This window comes from Amycolatopsis sp. NPDC039088 (assembly GCF_055598845.1).
On sequence record NZ_JBVKAE010000063.1, the window covers coordinates 1 to 15091 of the forward strand.

At 68.5% G+C, this 15091-nt stretch carries 17 protein-coding genes; 10 read left to right on the forward strand and 7 right to left on the reverse strand.

The annotated features are described in order from the left end of the window. Nucleotides 1-290: 290 nt before the first annotated feature. The 4 genes from ACZ7KI_RS41375 to moaA all read right to left on the reverse strand — a co-directional run bounded on the left by ACZ7KI_RS41375 (nt 291) and on the right by moaA (nt 3687). Entirely contained in the window at nt 291-926 is a 636-nt protein-coding gene (locus ACZ7KI_RS41375; protein WP_470278464.1) for a transglycosylase family protein, read from the reverse strand. A gap of 457 nt (nt 927-1383) precedes the next feature. Continuing rightward, on the reverse strand, nt 1384-2241 hold the full coding sequence (locus ACZ7KI_RS41380) for a phosphatidylinositol-specific phospholipase C/glycerophosphodiester phosphodiesterase family protein (protein WP_470278465.1): 858 nt from the start codon (nt 2239-2241) through the stop codon (nt 1384-1386). Nucleotides 2242-2366: 125 nt separating this feature from the next. Next, nucleotides 2367-2621, reverse strand: a complete 255-nt coding sequence (locus tag ACZ7KI_RS41385) for a MoaD/ThiS family protein (RefSeq protein WP_470278466.1) — start codon at nt 2619-2621, stop codon at nt 2367-2369. A gap of 1 nt (nt 2622) precedes the next feature. Continuing rightward, a complete protein-coding gene (moaA, locus tag ACZ7KI_RS41390; protein ID WP_465502389.1) occupies nt 2623-3687 on the reverse strand; it encodes a GTP 3',8-cyclase MoaA in 1065 nt (354 codons plus the stop codon). A 101-nt stretch (nt 3688-3788) separates the two neighbouring features. On the opposite strand from moaA, the gene ACZ7KI_RS41395 reads away from it, so the two are divergent. The 7 genes from ACZ7KI_RS41395 to ACZ7KI_RS41425 all read left to right on the forward strand — a co-directional run bounded on the left by ACZ7KI_RS41395 (nt 3789) and on the right by ACZ7KI_RS41425 (nt 9027). Then, on the forward strand, nt 3789-4262 hold the full coding sequence (locus ACZ7KI_RS41395) for a MarR family transcriptional regulator (RefSeq protein WP_470278467.1): 474 nt from the start codon (nt 3789-3791) through the stop codon (nt 4260-4262). A 33-nt stretch (nt 4263-4295) separates the two neighbouring features. Continuing rightward, nucleotides 4296-4700: a TOBE domain-containing protein gene (locus ACZ7KI_RS41400; RefSeq protein WP_061984976.1), complete on the forward strand. Its 405-nt coding sequence runs from the start codon at nt 4296-4298 to the stop codon at nt 4698-4700. Beyond that, nucleotides 4697-5452, forward strand: a complete 756-nt coding sequence (gene modA / locus ACZ7KI_RS41405; RefSeq protein ID WP_470278468.1) for a molybdate ABC transporter substrate-binding protein — start codon at nt 4697-4699, stop codon at nt 5450-5452. The genes ACZ7KI_RS41400 and modA overlap by 4 nt, the downstream gene beginning before the upstream one ends. Before the next feature lie 85 nt (nt 5453-5537). Further along, nucleotides 5538-6305, forward strand: coding sequence for an ABC transporter permease (locus tag ACZ7KI_RS41410; protein WP_470278469.1), 768 nt, complete (start codon nt 5538-5540; stop codon nt 6303-6305). Continuing rightward, nucleotides 6302-7369, forward strand: coding sequence for a sulfate/molybdate ABC transporter ATP-binding protein (locus tag ACZ7KI_RS41415; protein WP_470278470.1), 1068 nt, complete (start codon nt 6302-6304; stop codon nt 7367-7369). The genes ACZ7KI_RS41410 and ACZ7KI_RS41415 overlap by 4 nt, the downstream gene beginning before the upstream one ends. Before the next feature lie 10 nt (nt 7370-7379). Then, nucleotides 7380-8174, forward strand: coding sequence for an HAD-IIA family hydrolase (locus ACZ7KI_RS41420; protein ID WP_037318851.1), 795 nt, complete (start codon nt 7380-7382; stop codon nt 8172-8174). A 37-nt stretch (nt 8175-8211) separates the two neighbouring features. Next, on the forward strand, nt 8212-9027 hold the full coding sequence (locus ACZ7KI_RS41425) for a metallophosphoesterase family protein (RefSeq protein ID WP_470278471.1): 816 nt from the start codon (nt 8212-8214) through the stop codon (nt 9025-9027). A 4-nt stretch (nt 9028-9031) separates the two neighbouring features. Here the strand turns inward: ACZ7KI_RS41425 and ACZ7KI_RS41430 are convergent, their stop codons facing one another. The 3 genes from ACZ7KI_RS41430 to ACZ7KI_RS41440 all read right to left on the reverse strand — a co-directional run bounded on the left by ACZ7KI_RS41430 (nt 9032) and on the right by ACZ7KI_RS41440 (nt 10496). After that, nucleotides 9032-9406 (reverse strand): YccF domain-containing protein, encoded by a 375-nt coding sequence (locus ACZ7KI_RS41430; protein ID WP_470278472.1) that lies wholly within the window; start codon nt 9404-9406, stop codon nt 9032-9034. Next, nucleotides 9406-10167 (reverse strand): PhzF family phenazine biosynthesis protein, encoded by a 762-nt coding sequence (locus ACZ7KI_RS41435; protein ID WP_470278473.1) that lies wholly within the window; start codon nt 10165-10167, stop codon nt 9406-9408. The genes ACZ7KI_RS41430 and ACZ7KI_RS41435 overlap by 1 nt, the downstream gene beginning before the upstream one ends. A 68-nt stretch (nt 10168-10235) precedes the next feature. Continuing rightward, nucleotides 10236-10496: a hypothetical protein gene (locus tag ACZ7KI_RS41440; RefSeq protein WP_470278474.1), complete on the reverse strand. Its 261-nt coding sequence runs from the start codon at nt 10494-10496 to the stop codon at nt 10236-10238. Nucleotides 10497-10662: 166 nt separating this feature from the next. Here ACZ7KI_RS41440 and ACZ7KI_RS41445 point away from each other — a divergent pair, with 166 nt between their 5' ends. The 3 genes from ACZ7KI_RS41445 to ACZ7KI_RS41455 all read left to right on the forward strand — a co-directional run bounded on the left by ACZ7KI_RS41445 (nt 10663) and on the right by ACZ7KI_RS41455 (nt 14821). Further along, nucleotides 10663-12321 (forward strand): AMP-binding protein, encoded by a 1659-nt coding sequence (locus ACZ7KI_RS41445; RefSeq protein ID WP_470278475.1) that lies wholly within the window; start codon nt 10663-10665, stop codon nt 12319-12321. 104 nt (nt 12322-12425) lie between these two features. Then, the gene (locus ACZ7KI_RS41450) at nt 12426-13583 is read left to right on the forward strand and encodes a hypothetical protein (RefSeq protein WP_470278476.1); all 1158 of its coding nucleotides are present in this window, start codon (nt 12426-12428) and stop codon (nt 13581-13583) included. 104 nt (nt 13584-13687) lie between these two features. Next, nucleotides 13688-14821, forward strand: a complete 1134-nt coding sequence (locus tag ACZ7KI_RS41455; RefSeq protein WP_470278477.1) for a hypothetical protein — start codon at nt 13688-13690, stop codon at nt 14819-14821. Nucleotides 14822-15091 lie beyond the last annotated feature (270 nt).

The window sequence follows — 15091 nt, forward strand, 5'->3', positions numbered from 1 at the left end:
CAAGGAGGCCATCATGTACTTCACGCGAGCAAGCCCGCAGGCCACGAGTAGGTACCTGAGAGAGGGTTCGTTCTAACGTCACTCGCCACTCACGACCTCGCTCGAAACCTCCGGATGAAAGGCCCCTTCATCACACGGTTTCACGCCGCCGCGCCTTGGGCTCCTTGATCGAGTGCCCCGGACGCGACAGAGCCCCACCGCCGGGGGAATGGCGCGGTGGGGCTCTGTCAGTCGTGACCTGGCCACGCGGGGAATCCCGCGGGCATCACGACTTACTGGTGCTCATGAGCTCACTTGGTGGCGAGCTTCTGACCGACGACGATGAAGTCGGCGTTCGGCACGTATTCCTTGTTCAGCTCCTGCAGCTTCTGGAAGCCGCCCTGGACGTTGAACTTGGAAGCGATCTTGGACAGCGTGTCGCCGGCCACGACGGTGTAGTCACCCGCCGGGTTGGAGTTCGCGACGGTGGTCGCGACCGGGGCCGGAGCCTGCTGCTTGGTCACCGGGGCGGTCGACTTCTTCGGGGTCACCTTCTTGGTGGCCTTCGGGGCGGTCGACTTGGCCTTGGCGGGGCTGGCGGAGCCGCCCTTCTTGCCACAGTGCGGCCACGCGCCGATGCCCTGGCCCTGCAGGACCCGCTCGGCGACGGCGATCTGCTGCTCACGCGACGCGTTGGCGGCGCTGCCGGTGCCACCGTAGGCACGCCAGGTGCTCTGCGAGAACTGCAGACCACCGTAGTAGCCGTTACCGGTGTTGGTGTTCCAGTTGCCGCTGCTCTCGCACTGCGCGATGGCGTCCCAGTTGGTCGCCGACGCGGGGGTCGCGGCGATGGCGAGGGGGGCGCCGACCGCGACGCCCGCAATGGCAACGCGGGCGATGTGGCGGGTGGCGGCGGACATCTTGCGGTGCTTGCCTCGGTACGACATGTGAGTAAATCTCGCTCCCTGCGCCTACGAGTCTGTGCTGAGGGAAAGACCCGTGTGGGCCTGGCCGGCCGTCTCAGGCCGGCTGACTTCGCCTGACGCACGCCGCGTCGGCTCGGTCCCCTCGTCCCTGTCCGGAAATGCTTTCGCTCGGGGTTGGGTCCGGGAATCCGTTGGACAGGGCTCGGCGCTACGGGTTCCCGGTGTTGCGTGGTCGGTCGGGGCCAACCGAAAAGCGACGGTACGTAACGAACGGCCTGATCGGAAATTATTCGAGGCGTGACCTACATCACAGTAACAGCACGCAACCCATAACGATTCGGCCGTTTATGCAGGTCAGCGGGCCGTTATCTGGCCGTTTCCTAGTCGAGATAATTCACGGATCGTGAGGCTTGCATCACGTGGATTAAGGGATGACTGGCCCATTCGTGCGCCTTCGCGCGCTATTGGGCCGCGCACTTTAGCGAGCCCTCAAGAAGTTCGCCAGTCCTGCCAGATCGTCCGTATTCAGGTGGTCGACCCCGGCGGCGACCAGCTCTTTCCACAACGCCGCGCGTGCGGGACCGGCGGCGTCCGGCGTCGCCCAGAAGCGCACTCGCTGGCCCGCAGCGTGGGCCCTTTTGACCATTTCGTGCAGTTTTGCCCGCTCTGTTGCCGGGAAGGGGCCTTCGCCGGTCCAGGTGAACAGTCCGGTCCAGGAATCGGAGACCAGCGGGGCCACGCGGGGGTCCGAGCCGATGTTCAGGTCGTTCTCGTCCTTGATCCGGCCGTCGTAGAAGGCGAGCCGGACCCGCTGCCCGAGCATGACGTCCTTCGGCCGTCCACCGGAGATCACCGCGGTGACCGCCCGCTTCTGAACGTGCCCGAACGCGTACAGAGAGAAGAGGAAGGAGTAGCGGGGGTTGTACAGCCGCTTCTCCAGGGCCGCGTAGGTGCTGTTCGCGTCCCCCTTGACGTCGATCAGCAGCTGGAATTCGAGGTGCCGCTGGTAGACGCCCACGCCGTGGTTGGCCAGGACGCGTGCGCGCAACGGCTCCAGGTAGAGCGACTCCAGGGTGCGCTCCGGGCGCGTGTCCGCGAGATCGTGCGCGACCAGCAGCTGCCCGTCCACGAGATAGATGTCGGCCTCGACGCTGGTGAAGCCCTGATCGAGCGCGTCGTGCAGCGGACGGACGTGCTCGTAGTCGTTGTGGCTGTGCGCCTGCGTCAGCGGCCGGACGCCGTGTCCGTGTCCCTGGGCGGAGGCCGGGGCGGTCGCCAGACTCGTGGCGGCGACGGCCGCGAGCAGTGCGGCGAGGACACGGCGGGGAGTGATCACTTGCGTATCCTCGGCGGCTTCGGCGTCCGGCCGGTGAATTCCGGGCGGACCGCAGGTCAAAGGCCCTGGAACGACTCGCGGGGGAGCAAGGGACCTTTGCTCTCGCTTTCCCGCGTTTCCGCAGGTCAGCCGCCCGCGAACGGGGGCAGGACGTCCAGTTCGGCGGCCTCGGTCAGCGGCCGCGTGAGATCTCGCACGGCGACGCCGTCCAGCAGGTACGAGACGGCTTCGAGCAGCTTCGGCAGCTTCTCGGGGTGAAGTTCACGGAGTCGGGTGACGGCGTCGGCGACGCGGGCGCCGTCCGGCAGGGTGATCTTCTCCTCGTCGATGCCGACGGCCGCGCGAGCCGAGGCGAAGTACCGCACCACGATGGTCACCATGTCAGCCGCCGATCGCGCTCATCGGCCGGATCGGCTGCGCGAAGCCGGCCTCGTTGATCTCGTGCCCGGCGAGCTTGCCCCACATGGTCGCCCGCCACGCGTCCGCCACCTCTTCTTCGCGCGCGCCCGCGCGCACGAGGGCGCGTAGGTCGGTTTCGTCGTTGCTGAACAGGCACGAGCGCACCGCACCGTCGGCGGTCAGCCTCGTCCGTTCGCAGGCGCCGCAGAACGGCCGTGTCACCGACGCGATCACGCCGACGTCGCCGGGACCGCCGTCGACCAGCCAGCGTTCGGCGGGCGCCCCACCGCGGGCGGCGGGGTACGGCGACAGCGAGAACTCCTCGCCAAGCATCCCGAGGATCTCCTCGGCGGTGATCATGTCGCGCCTGCTCCAGCCGTGCTGCGCGTCCAGCGGCATCTGCTCGATGAACCGCAGGTGGTAGCCCTCGGCGAGGCAGAATCGCAGCAGCGGCACGGCCTGGTCCTCGTTCAGCCCGCGCATCAGCACCGCGTTGACCTTCACCGGATCCAGCCCGGCCTCGCGTGCGGCGGCCATCCCGGCGAGCACGTGCGAAAGCCTGTCGCGCCGGGTGATCGTCTCGAACAGCGCGCGATCGACGGTGTCCAGCGAGACGTTGATCCGGTCCAGCCCGGCGTCGGCGAGGGATTTCGCGCGCTTCGCGAGCCCGATCCCGTTGGTGGTCATGGAAAGCCGCGGCCGCGGTTCGAGTGCGGCGACGCGCTCGACGATGTGCTCCAGGCCCTGTCGCAGCAGCGGTTCGCCGCCGGTGAGCCGGATGTCGGTGACGCCAAGCCGTTCGACGGCGATCCGCAGCAGGAACACGAGTTCGTCGTCGGAGAGCACGTCCGCGCTCGGCATCCACTCGAGCCCCTCGGCGGGCATGCAGTAGGTGCAGCGCAGATTGCACTTGTCGGTGAGCGACACCCGCAGATCGGTCGCGACCCGGCCGAAGGTGTCGATCAGGGCGGGATTGTCCGGCCTGGGCACGGTTGGGCCACCGCGTGTACCGGGGACACGGGGAAACCCGAGATCGACTGCTGTCATTACCACCAGACTAACCCCGAAGCGGGAGAAACCTACTGTCTAGAATGCATTTCGTACCGGATCGCCGCTTGGCCTGGTTTCTTCCCCGAAGGGTTTTCCGGATGGCGAAATATCCGCTCTCGGCGGAGGAATTGGCCAGGTTCGCCCACCTCGGCCGCGAAGGCAGCACGCTGACCGTCCTCCGGCACACGCGCATCGCCGAGCGGATGGGCTTGTCGGCCACCGACCACAAAGCACTCGAACTCATCGGGCAGGCGCCGGGGCCGTTGACGGCGGGCAGGATCGCGGAATTGACCGGGCTGTCGACAGGCGCTGTGACCGGCGTCATGGACAGACTCGAGAAGGCGGGTCTCGCTCGCCGCGTCCGCGACACCGTCGATCGCCGGAAAGTGCTGATCGAGGTCGTTCCCGGTGCCATGGAACGGCACGCGCCGCTCTTCGAATCCGCGTACACGAGCATGAAGGCGCTCCTCGAACAGTTCTCTCCGGACGAGCGGAAAGTGCTCGAACGATTCCAGAGCGCGATGCTCGACGAGCTCCGCGATGAACTGCTCGGCGATTCCTCGCGTCCATAGCTTTTCCGCATCTGCGGAAGTAATCTCGCAAGCATGCCGCAATTCCGGTTGTCCGAGGCCGCTCGTCTGCTCGGCGTCAGTGACGACACCGTCCGCCGCTGGGTTCGCGCGGGCCAGTTGACCGCTTTCGACGACTCGGCGGGCCGCAAGGTCGTCGACGGCGCCGAACTCGCCGCGTTCGCCAAGGCGCAGGCCGAACAGCCCGAAGATCCCTCCGGCGTCGGCCGTTCCGCGCGCAACCGGTTCGTCGGCCTGGTCACCGAGGTCGTCACGGACAAGGTGATGGCACAGGTCGAACTCCAGTGCGGCTCGCATCGCGTGGTCTCACTGATGAGCGCCGAGGCCGTCCGCGAACTCGGGCTGCGGCCGGGGGTGCTCGCGGTCGCCGTCGTCAAGGCGACCACCGTCGTGGTCGAAACCCCGGAGGGAAGCCGATGAGGAGACTCGTCCCCGCCCTGCTCGCGCTGGCGCTGGCCGCGACGGCCTGTGGTTCGGAGGACGCACCCCAGGAAGCGGGAAAGACGCTCACCGTGTTCGCGGCGGCGTCGCTGACCGAGTCGTTCGGGGCGCTGGGCAAGCGGTTCGAGGCGCAGAACTCCGGCGTGATCGTGAAGTTCAGCTTCGAGGGTTCTTCGGCGCTGGTCCAGAAGCTGACCCAGGGCGCGAAGGCCGACGTATTCGCCTCCGCCGACCAGGCCACTATGGACAAGGCCACCAAGGGCGAGGTGATCGACGGGCAGCCGTCGGTGTTCGCCACCAACCGGCTCGCCATCGCCGTCGGCAAGGGCAACCCCAAGGGCATCAAGGGGCTGGCGGATCTCGCCAAGGACGGCCAGACCGTGGTCGTCTGCGCGCCGCAGGTGCCGTGCGGGGCGGCGGCGAAGAAGGTCCAGCAGACCTCCGGGGTCACGCTCAAGCCCGCGAGCGAGGAGCAGGACGTCAAGTCGGTGCTCGCGAAGGTGCGCTCCGGCGACGCCGACGCCGGACTCGTCTACGTCACCGACGCGACGTCGGCCGCCGCGCAGGTCGACAAGGTGGACTTCCCGGAGTCGGCGGGCGCGGTCAACAGCTATCCGATCGCGGTGGTGAAGGACGCTCCCGAGACCCAGCTCGCCCGGCTGTTCAGGGACTTCGTCCTCAGCGCGGAGGGCAAGCAGGAGTTGGCGAAGGCCGGTTTTGGCGCGCCCTGACCCCGCGTTTCGTCCTCTGAACGCGGTAAATGCACGCGCAAGTACCGCGTTCAGAGGACGAAACGCGGCGACCAGGGTGCCGTGGGTGCTCTGGCCGCCGGCGGTATGCGCGCTGGCGCTGGTGGTGCTGCCGGTCGTCGGGCTGCTGGTGCGTTCGGACCTCGCCCGCTTCCCGAGCCTCATCGCCTCGCCGTCGTCGCTGAACGCGCTCAAGCTCTCGCTCACCACCGCCGGACTGTCCACTGTGGCCTGTGTGCTGTTCGGCGTCCCGCTCGCCGTCGTGCTCGCGCGTTCGGGGACGCGTGGCGTCCGCGTGCTGCGCGCGGTGGTGCTGCTGCCACTGGTCCTGCCGCCGGTGGTCGGCGGGCTCGCACTGCTGTACCTGCTGGGCCGCAAGGGTTTCTTGGGCATCTTGGTGACCACCCTGACCGGCGAGCAGGTGCCGTTCACCACGGCCGCGGTGGTCATCGCGCAGACGTTCGTCGCGATGCCGTTCCTCGTGGTCAGTCTCGAGGGCGCGCTGCGCGGCGCCGGTGACCGCTACGAGCGGGTCGCCTCGACGCTCGGGGCGAAGCCATGGACGGTCTTCCGCCGGGTCACGCTGCCTCTGCTGATGCCCGCGCTGGGCTCGGGGATCGTGCTCAGTTTCGCGCGGGCCTTGGGCGAATTCGGCGCCACGATCACCTTCGCCGGCAGCCTGGAAGGCGTCACCCGGACCCTCCCGCTGGAGGTCTACACCCAGGCCGAGGTCGACGTCGACAGCGCCGTCGCGCTGGCCCTGCTGCTGATCCTGGTGGCCGTCGCGGTGATCGCGCTCGCCCGGCCGCGCGCGCTCGAAGGAGTCCGGTCGTGACCCTTTCGGCCGAGATCGGCCTCCGGCGCGGCGAGTTCGAGCTGGCCGTCGAGTTCGAAGTACCCGACGGCGGTGTGCTCGCGCTGCTCGGGCCGAACGGTTCGGGAAAGTCCAGTGTGCTCGGTTGCCTCGCCGGGCTGCTCCGGCCCGACCGGGCGTGGATCACTCTGGACGGACGCGGTCTGGCGGGTCTGCCGCCGCACGCGCGCGGCATCGGCCTGCTCTCCCAGGACGCCCTGCTCTTCCCGCATCTGTCCGCTTTGGACAATGTCGCCTTCGCGCCCCGATCGACCGGTGCGGGCCGCGCCGAGTCGAGAAGGCGCGCGCGGGAGTGGCTGACCGAAGTGGACGCACTCGAACTCGCGGACCGCAAGCCCGCGCAGCTCTCCGGCGGACAGGCCCAGCGGGTCGCGATCGCGCGGGCGCTGGCGGCCGAGCCGGGACTTCTGCTGCTCGACGAGCCTTTCGCCGCACTCGACGTCGACGCGGCGCCCGCCATCCGCGGGCTGCTCCGGCGGGTGCTGCGCGCCGGACCGCCGACCGTGCTGGTCACCCATGACCCGCTCGATGCCCTCGCACTGGCCGATCACGTCGCCGTCCTCGACGACGGCCGGATCGTCGAACGCGGCGAGACCCGCAAGGTCCTCGCCGCGCCGCGGACGGCGTTCACCGCACGGATCGCCGGGCTGAACCTGGTCCCCGGCGTTGCCGTCGAAGGCGGTCTGCGCACGTCAGGCGGGTTGTCGCTGGCCGGGATCCCGGCGGAGGACGTCGAAGGCGGCCGAACGGCGGTCGCGGTGTTCGCGCCCAGCGCCGTCGCCGTGTACCTGAAGGACGGTGAGCATCGGGGCAGCCCGCGCAACACCGTCGAGGGAATCGTCGACGCGCTCGAACCACACGGACCGGTGATCCGCGTCCGGACACGCGGTGACGACTGGGCGGCGGGACTGGCCGCCGATCTGACCCCCGCCGCGGTGGCCGAACTGGCGCTCGAACCCGGGACACCGGTCAATCTTTCGGTCAAGGCGGCGTCCGTGGCTGTCCACGCGGCTCCCGATCATTAGGGTGGGGGGCATGAACGAGCGCCGTTGGACGTACCTCAGCGACATGGATGGCGTGCTGGTCAAGGAGGAGCACCTCGTGCCCGGCGCGGACGAGTTCCTCAAGGAGCTGCGCGCCAACGACATCGGGTTCCTGGTGCTGACCAACAACTCGATCTACACCCCGCGTGACCTGCGGGCGAGGCTCGAGCGGACCGGTCTGGACATCCCCGAGGAGGCCATCTGGACCTCCGCGCTGGCGACCGCGAAGTTCCTCGCGTCGCAGCGGCCGAACGGCTCGGCGTTCGTGATCGGCGAGGCCGGGCTCACCACCGCGCTGCACGAAGTCGGCTACGTGCTGACCGAACGCGACCCGGACTACGTCGTCCTCGGCGAGACGCGCACGTACAGTTTCAGCGCGATCACCCGCGCGATCCGGCTGATCGAGGGCGGCGCGAAGTTCATCGCCACCAACCCGGACGCCACCGGCCCCAGCGTCGAGGGTTCCATGCCCGCCACCGGCTCGGTCGCCGCGCTGATCGAAAAGGCGACCGGCCGTTCGCCGTACTACGTCGGCAAGCCGAACCCGCTGATGATGCGCTCGGCGCTGCGGCGGCTCGGCGCGCATTCGGAGTCGACGCTGATGATCGGCGACCGGATGGACACCGACGTCCACTCGGGAATCGAGGCCGGGCTGCAGACGATCCTGGTGCTGACCGGCATCTCCAGCCGGGAGAGTGCCGAGCACTATCCGTACCGGCCCACCATGATCATCGACTCGATCGCCGATCTCGTCGGCCGCACCGGCGACCCGTTCGGCGAAGGCTGAGGGGCGCGGGGGCGAGCGGAGGGCTTATCGTCACAAGATGCACGACGATCAGCCCGCGTCCCCGACCTACGTGGTCGGTGACGTGCACGGACACCGGGACGAGCTGGCCGAAGCGCTCCGGGAGAAGGGGCTGCTCGACGCCGACGACGATTGGGCCGGTGGCGAAGCCACCCTCTGGTTCCTCGGCGACTTCGTCGATCGAGGGCCGGACGGTGTCGGCGTCATCGACCTCGTGATGCGGCTGGAACGCCAGGCGGCCAAAGCGGGCGGGCACTGCGGGACGCTGCTGGGCAACCACGAGATCCTGCTGCTCGGGATGTACCACTTCGGCGACACGGAGGTGCCGTCCGACTTCGGGCCGCGCAGCTTCGCCCGCAGCTGGGAGATCAACGGCGGGCTGCTCGGCGACCAGGACAGACTCACGCCGCAACATATCGAATGGCTGACTTCCCGCCCGATGCTGACGCTGGCCGCGAACCACCTGCTGATGCACTCGGACACGCTCGAGTACCTCGGCTGGGGCGACGACATCGAAGAGATCAACAGGCGCGGCCGCGAAATCCTCGAAGGCAGCGACATCCAGGCGTGGTGGGACGTGTGGCGGCGGATGACCACGCGGTACGCCTTCCGCGGGCCGGAAGGGGCCGACGTCGCGCAGCAGCTGATGGACCGGCTCGGCGGCGAGCGGATCGTGCACGGGCACAGCGTCATCGCCGACCAGCTCGGTATCCACCCGGCGCAGATCGAGGGACCGTACCTCTACGCGGGCGGGAAGGCGCTGGGAATCGACGGCGGGTTGTTCGTCGGCGGCCCGTGTCTCATCGTTTCGCTGCCGTGGGAGCCCGAGGACTGAGCCGTTACGGCAACTCGACGATCTCCTTGCCGAGCGGCATCAGCGAGACCGGGATCATCTTGAAGTTCGCCACGCCCAGTGGGATCCCGATGATCGTGACGCACAACGCGACACCGGTCAGCACATGCCCGATCGCGAGCCACAGCCCGGCGAAGATGAACCAGATGACGTTTCCGATCGTCGATGCCGCGCCGGCGTCGCGGCGGTCGACCACCGTCCGGCCGAACGGCCACAGCGCGTAGGCCGCGATCCGGAACGACGCCAGTCCGAACGGGATGGTGACGATCAGGACGCAGCAGATAATGCCGGCGACGATGTAGCCGAGTGCCATCCACAGGCCGCACAGCACGAGCCAGATGACGTTCAGGATCAGGCGCATCAGACGTGCAGCTCCCCACTGGCCACGGTGACCGCCTGCCCCGAAAGCAGGACGCGGTCGCCGTCGAGGTTCATCCGGACGATGCCACCGCGTGCCGAAGCCTGCTCGCCGACGAGCTTTTCCCGGCCGAGGCGAGCCGCCCAGTACGGCGCGAGGACGCAGTGCGCGGAGCCGGTGACCGGGTCTTCGTCGACACCGACGCCCGGCCCGAAGAACCGGGAGACGAAGTCGATCCCGTCGACGTCACCCGGCGCGGTGACCATCAGCCGTCCGGTCCAGTGCGCGCGCAGCGCGGCGAGATCCGGTTCGAGCGAACGCACCACGGAAGCCTTGTCCACCACCGCGAACAGGTTCTGGTGACTCCGCCCGACGTACTCGAACTCCAGGCCGGGCAGGATCGACGACAGCTCGTCGTCCGACTCGCGGGGCGGATCCGACGGGAAGTCCATCGACACCCAGCCGTCCTCGGCCCGGCAGTGCAATTCGCCGCTTCTCGTCGTGAAGACCTGCTCGCCGCCCAGGACGTGCGTGGTGGCCAGCGTCGCGTGTCCGCACAGGTCGACTTCGGTCTCCGGCGTGAACCAGCGAAGCGACTTCGGGCCTTCGCCGCCGACCTCGACGAAGGCCGTCTCGGCGTGCTTCAACTCGGCTGCGACGGACTGCATCCAGCCCGCGTCGCCCGGCGAATCCAGGAGCACGACTCCGGCGGAGTTGCCGGCGAAGGCCTCGGAGGTGAAGGCGTCGACGATGTAGAGGCGCATGTCCTCGACGATATCCGTAGCGCGTGAACGCGGCCTCCGGGTTTCCCCTGAGACCGGGTTCGACGGCTTCAGGGCCGTTGAACCCAGAGTTGCCACATGTCGCCGTTCCAGGGCGAGCAGCTGTACCCCAGCGCGCCGTTTCGATTGACCTCGGCCTTACCTCTGTCCTGACACCAGGACAGTCGTGAGTACCAGTCGATGTACTCCCAGCCGGACATCACTTTCATATCCGCGGCGGGAGTGACTTCCGTCGCGGTGGCGACAGGACCGCCGGCGAGCATCGCGGCCCCGGTGATCATCCCGCCGATCAGAACCCTCTTCGTGAGCATTCGTCCTCCGGTCTCTCGTCGGGCTTCGCCCGGAAGCGCAGGCTATTGCCGAGCGCTGTCACCCGACGGCCGGGTCCCGGCAGGAGCCCTCTCCACTTGCAGGTGGCCGGGGTCACGCGCGCTTCCTAGACTCGACGCGTCGCTACCGCCGAACGCAGGAGTCTCCATGGCCGACACCCCCGCCTTGCCAAGCTACGCATCGGGAATCTCGGACGCCCCGCTGCTGGGGGACACCATCGGCGACAACTTGGACCGGACCGTCGCCGCCTTCGGTGATCGTGCCGCGCTGGTCGACCGCGCGGCGGGAAAACGCTGGACCTACACCGAATTCGCCGCCGAAGTGAACGCGCTCGCGCTCGGGCTGCTGGACCTCGGCATCGCGAAGGGCGACCGCGTCGGCATCTGGTCGCCGAATCGCTGGGAATGGACCTGTGTCCAGTACGCCACCGCGAAGATCGGCGCGATCCTGGTCAACATCAACCCGGCGTACCGTTCGCACGAACTCGAATACGTGCTCAACCAGGCCGGGATCAAGCTCATCGTGGCCGCGAACTCGTTCAAGACCTCGGACTACGCGGGCATGATCGCCGAGGCGGGGCCGAAATGCCCGGCATTGGAACACGTCGTGCTGCTCGACAGTCCCGCGTGGCCGTCACTGCTGGAGATCGGCGGCAAAGCCGACCCCGCGCCACTGGCCAAGCGCCAGAGCGAGCTTTCCGCGGACGACCCCATCAACATCCAGTACACCTCAGGCACCACGGGCTTCCCCAAAGGCGCCACGCTCAGCCATCACAACATCCTCAACAACGGCTACTTCGTCGGCGAACTCTGCAACTACACCGAAGCCGACAAGATCTGCATTCCCGTTCCCTTCTATCACTGCTTCGGCATGGTCATGGGCAATCTCGCGGCGACGAGCCACGGCGCGTGCATGGTGATCCCGGCGCCCGCGTTCGAGCCGAAAGCCACCCTCGAAGCCGTCGCGGCCGAGAACTGCACGTCCCTGTACGGGGTTCCGACGATGTTCATCGCCGAACTGGCCGACCCGGACTTCGGCTCGTACGACCTTTCCTCGCTCCGGACCGGGATCATGGCGGGTTCGCCGTGCCCGGTCGAGGTGATGAAGCAGGTCATCGAGCGGATGGGCATGACGGAGGTGTCGATCTGCTACGGCATGACCGAGACCTCGCCGGTGTCCACGCAGACCCGCGCCGACGATTCGGTGGAGCGGCGGGTGTCGACGGTCGGCCGGGTCGGGCCGCATCTGGAGGTCAAGGTCGTCGACCCGGAGACCGGGCTGACCGTGCCGCGCGGTGAGCCGGGTGAATTCTGCACACGCGGCTACTCGGTGATGCTCGGTTACTGGGAGCAGGCGGACAAGACGGCCGAGGCGATCGACGCGGCGCGGTGGATGCACACCGGCGACCTCGCGATCATGGACGCCGACGGGTACGTCAACATCACCGGCCGTATCAAGGACATGGTCATCCGCGGCGGGGAGAACCTGTATCCGCGCGAGATCGAGGAGTTCCTGTACACCCACCCGGACATCCTCGACGCGCAGGTCATCGGCGTCCCGGACGAGAAGTACGGCGAGGAACTGATGGCGTGGGTGCGCATGCGCGAGGGCGCGACGCCGCTGACGTCGGAGGCGGTGCGCGAGTTCTGCGAAGGGAAGCTGGCGCGCTACAAGATCCCTCGCTACGTCCACGTCGTCGAGGAGTTCCCGATGACCGTGACCGGGAAGGTGCGCAAGGTCGAGATGCGGGAACAGTCGATCAGCCTGCTGGGCCTGGAAGGGGCGGCCGCCACGAAGCACGCCTGACAAGTTGACATTTAAGGGCAACCTGTCACTTTTCCCAGGCGTGGCCCCAGTGCGGCAGTAGGTCCCGCAGAGCGTGGGGCCATGGGGAGCCGCCTAGGGGAAGCATGAACATCCAACGAGGCAAACGTCTGCTCACCTTGGTCGCGGCGGTGGCGGTTGCACTGCCGTTGTCCGTCCCCGCGGTGGCGGCCGCGGCGACCGGGCCGATCGATCTCGGCCTCCTGCCCGGTGACGAGAGGACCGACGTGACCGCGGTCGGGGACCGCGGTCAGCTCGTCGGAGAGTCCTGCAGCACCGAGCCGCATACGCACTGGTGCACGGCGGTGAGATGGGACCGGAGCGGCAAGATTTCCGTGCTGCCGTCGCTGGGCGGCGGCTACGGGTCACCGAAGGCGATCAACGGGAGCGGGGTGGCCGTCGGCACTTCACTCGACCATGGGCTGAACAACCGGGCCGTGCGCTGGGGGCCGGACGGCGCGGTCACGGAACTGCCCGCGTTGCCGGGCGGCCGGACCTGGGAAGCACGCGGGATCAGCACCCTCGGCGTCGTCGTGGGGTCGGGGACGGACGCCACGGGCACCGAGCGCGGACTGCGCTGGGACGCGTCCGGAAACGTCACGATGCTCGCCGCCCCGCCGGTGGCGGGAAGCTACTCCGCGTCCGCGATCAGCCGCGACGGCCGGTTCGTCGGCGGGCAGTTCCGCGGCGACGACGGCAGCATGCGGGTCCTGCGCTGGGACGCGTCCGGGGCGGTGACCATGCTCGGGCCGGTGACCGAGTACAGCTCGTTCCACGGCCTGAACGCCTCCGGCGAGATCGTCGGCCGCACCACGATCAACGGCCGGTACGCGGCCGTGAAGTGGACCACCGACGGCCGCATGATCGAACTCGGCTGGACGAACCCGTACGCCACGGACGTCTACAAGGTCAACGGTTCCGGGGTCTCGGTCGGAATGGGCTACGTCGACTCCCCGAACGGATCCCTCTCCACTCCGGTGCGGTGGGCCGCGGACGGCACGATGACCCTGCTCTCCACGGTCGGCACCGGCGGCAACGCCATGGACATCGACGGACGGGGGCGGGTCGTCGGCATCGCGGGCAACGCCGCGCTCTGGGACGCGAACGGTGTGCGGACCGACCTCGGCACGCTGCCGGGCGGCGGTTTCAGCCGAGCTGAGCTGATCGGTCTCGACGGGACGATCGCGGGTGGCGCGGTCGCCGCGGACGGCAACTGGCACGCCGTCTACTGGCCGGCTTCGTGAAGTTGACACTTAGAGGCAACCTGTCACACCTCTTAGGCGTGTTCCCTGTGCGGCAAAGAGTTCCCGCAGAGCGCGGGACAGTGGGGTGCCGCACAGGGGTGAACATGTTCATGGAACGGGGAAAGCGGCTCTTCGCCATGGCCGCGGTGGCCGTGGCTCTTCCGCTGTCCGTCCCCGCGGTGGCGACCGCGGCGACGGGCCCGATCGAACTCGGCATCTTGTCCTGGGCCAACGAGACTTCGGTGACGGCGATCGGTGACCGCGGGCAGCTCGTCGGGGAAGCCTGTTACAACGCGCCGCACACGCACGGGTGCGCCGCGGTGAAATGGGACAAGGCGGGCCGGGTTTCCGAGCTGGGAACCTTGCCCGGTTCGTTCGCGGTGTCGGCGAAAGCGGTCAACGCGACCGGGGTGATCGCCGGAGCCTCGAACCTGCGGGCCGTGCGCTGGTCCCCGGACGGTTCGATCGCCGAACTGCCCGCGCCACCGGGCGGCTCGACCTCCGAGGCGACCGGGATCAGCTCGACCGGCGTAATCGTCGGTTCGGGTTCGATCGACAACCGTCAACGCGGCTTGCGCTGGGACTCGACCGGAAACGTCACGGTGCTCGCGGCCCCGCCGTTGGAAGGGGCCTATTACGCGAGCGCGATCACCCGCGACGGCAGGTTCATCGCCGGACGGCTCGACGGGGCGGACGGCAGCACCCGGGTCCTGCGCTGGGACGACACCGGAGCGGTCACGATGCTCGGCCCGGCGGGCGTGCAGAGCTGGTTTCGCGACCTGAACGCCTCCGGCGAGATCGTCGGTGACACCGTGCTCAACGACCGCAACACGGCGGTCAAGTGGACCGCCGACGGCACCATGACCCAACTCGGCGGGCCGGACTCCTACGGCACGAGTGTGTTGGCGCTCAACGGTTACGGGGTCTCGGTCGGCAGGGGGTACGTCGACACCCCGACCGGCTCCAAGGACGTCGCGGTGCGCTGGGCCGCGGACGGGACGATGACCCGGCTGTCCGATCTCGACGGTCAGGCGGAGGACATCGATGCGGGGGGCAGGATCGTCGGCAGGGCGGGGAATGCCGCGCTCTGGGACGTGAACGGTGTGAAGACCGACCTCGGAACCCTGCCGGGCGGCGGTTTCAGTCGCGCGCAGCTGATCGGTCTCGACGGGACCATCGCGGGCGGTGCGGTCGCCGCGGGCGGTGGCTGGCACGCCGTCTACTGGCCCGCCAGGTAGGTCCGTGAAGGTGCGCTGGGTCGTGAGTTGAGAGGTAAGTCAAACGTGGCGTATGAGTCATCGCGCTGTGAAGGCCTCCTTGCCTACCCTCAGGGTAGTGAAGGGGCCCTTCACTACCCGTCGGGATGAACGTGACGCCATGTACCGGACGCGTGGACCGACTGCTCGCGTTTAGCCCGCTAAACGCGCTCCGGGCGCACTTGCGTTTCGCCCCCTGATCGCGATCCGGCGCGGCGAAGTGCGGGGCGTTTCTCGCGTCCGTGAAGGACT

Coding starts and splice junctions, on each gene's coding strand:
- moaA (WP_465502389.1), bottom strand. CDS start 3,687: ATGACAGCAGTCGATCTCGGGTTTCCCCGTGTCCCCGGTACACGCGGT.
- ACZ7KI_RS41375 (WP_470278464.1), bottom strand. CDS start 926: ATGTCGTACCGAGGCAAGCACCGCAAGATGTCCGCCGCCACCCGCCAC.
- ACZ7KI_RS41420 (WP_037318851.1), top strand. CDS start 7,380: ATGAACGAGCGCCGTTGGACGTACCTCAGCGACATGGATGGCGTGCTG.
- ACZ7KI_RS41450 (WP_470278476.1), top strand. CDS start 12,426: ATGAACATCCAACGAGGCAAACGTCTGCTCACCTTGGTCGCGGCGGTG.
- ACZ7KI_RS41455 (WP_470278477.1), top strand. CDS start 13,688: ATGTTCATGGAACGGGGAAAGCGGCTCTTCGCCATGGCCGCGGTGGCC.
- ACZ7KI_RS41445 (WP_470278475.1), top strand. CDS start 10,663: ATGGCCGACACCCCCGCCTTGCCAAGCTACGCATCGGGAATCTCGGAC.
- ACZ7KI_RS41440 (WP_470278474.1), bottom strand. CDS start 10,496: ATGCTCACGAAGAGGGTTCTGATCGGCGGGATGATCACCGGGGCCGCG.
- ACZ7KI_RS41430 (WP_470278472.1), bottom strand. CDS start 9,406: ATGCGCCTGATCCTGAACGTCATCTGGCTCGTGCTGTGCGGCCTGTGG.
- ACZ7KI_RS41395 (WP_470278467.1), top strand. CDS start 3,789: ATGGCGAAATATCCGCTCTCGGCGGAGGAATTGGCCAGGTTCGCCCAC.
- ACZ7KI_RS41435 (WP_470278473.1), bottom strand. CDS start 10,167: ATGCGCCTCTACATCGTCGACGCCTTCACCTCCGAGGCCTTCGCCGGC.
- ACZ7KI_RS41400 (WP_061984976.1), top strand. CDS start 4,296: ATGCCGCAATTCCGGTTGTCCGAGGCCGCTCGTCTGCTCGGCGTCAGT.
- modA (WP_470278468.1), top strand. CDS start 4,697: ATGAGGAGACTCGTCCCCGCCCTGCTCGCGCTGGCGCTGGCCGCGACG.
- ACZ7KI_RS41385 (WP_470278466.1), bottom strand. CDS start 2,621: ATGGTGACCATCGTGGTGCGGTACTTCGCCTCGGCTCGCGCGGCCGTC.
- ACZ7KI_RS41425 (WP_470278471.1), top strand. CDS start 8,212: ATGCACGACGATCAGCCCGCGTCCCCGACCTACGTGGTCGGTGACGTG.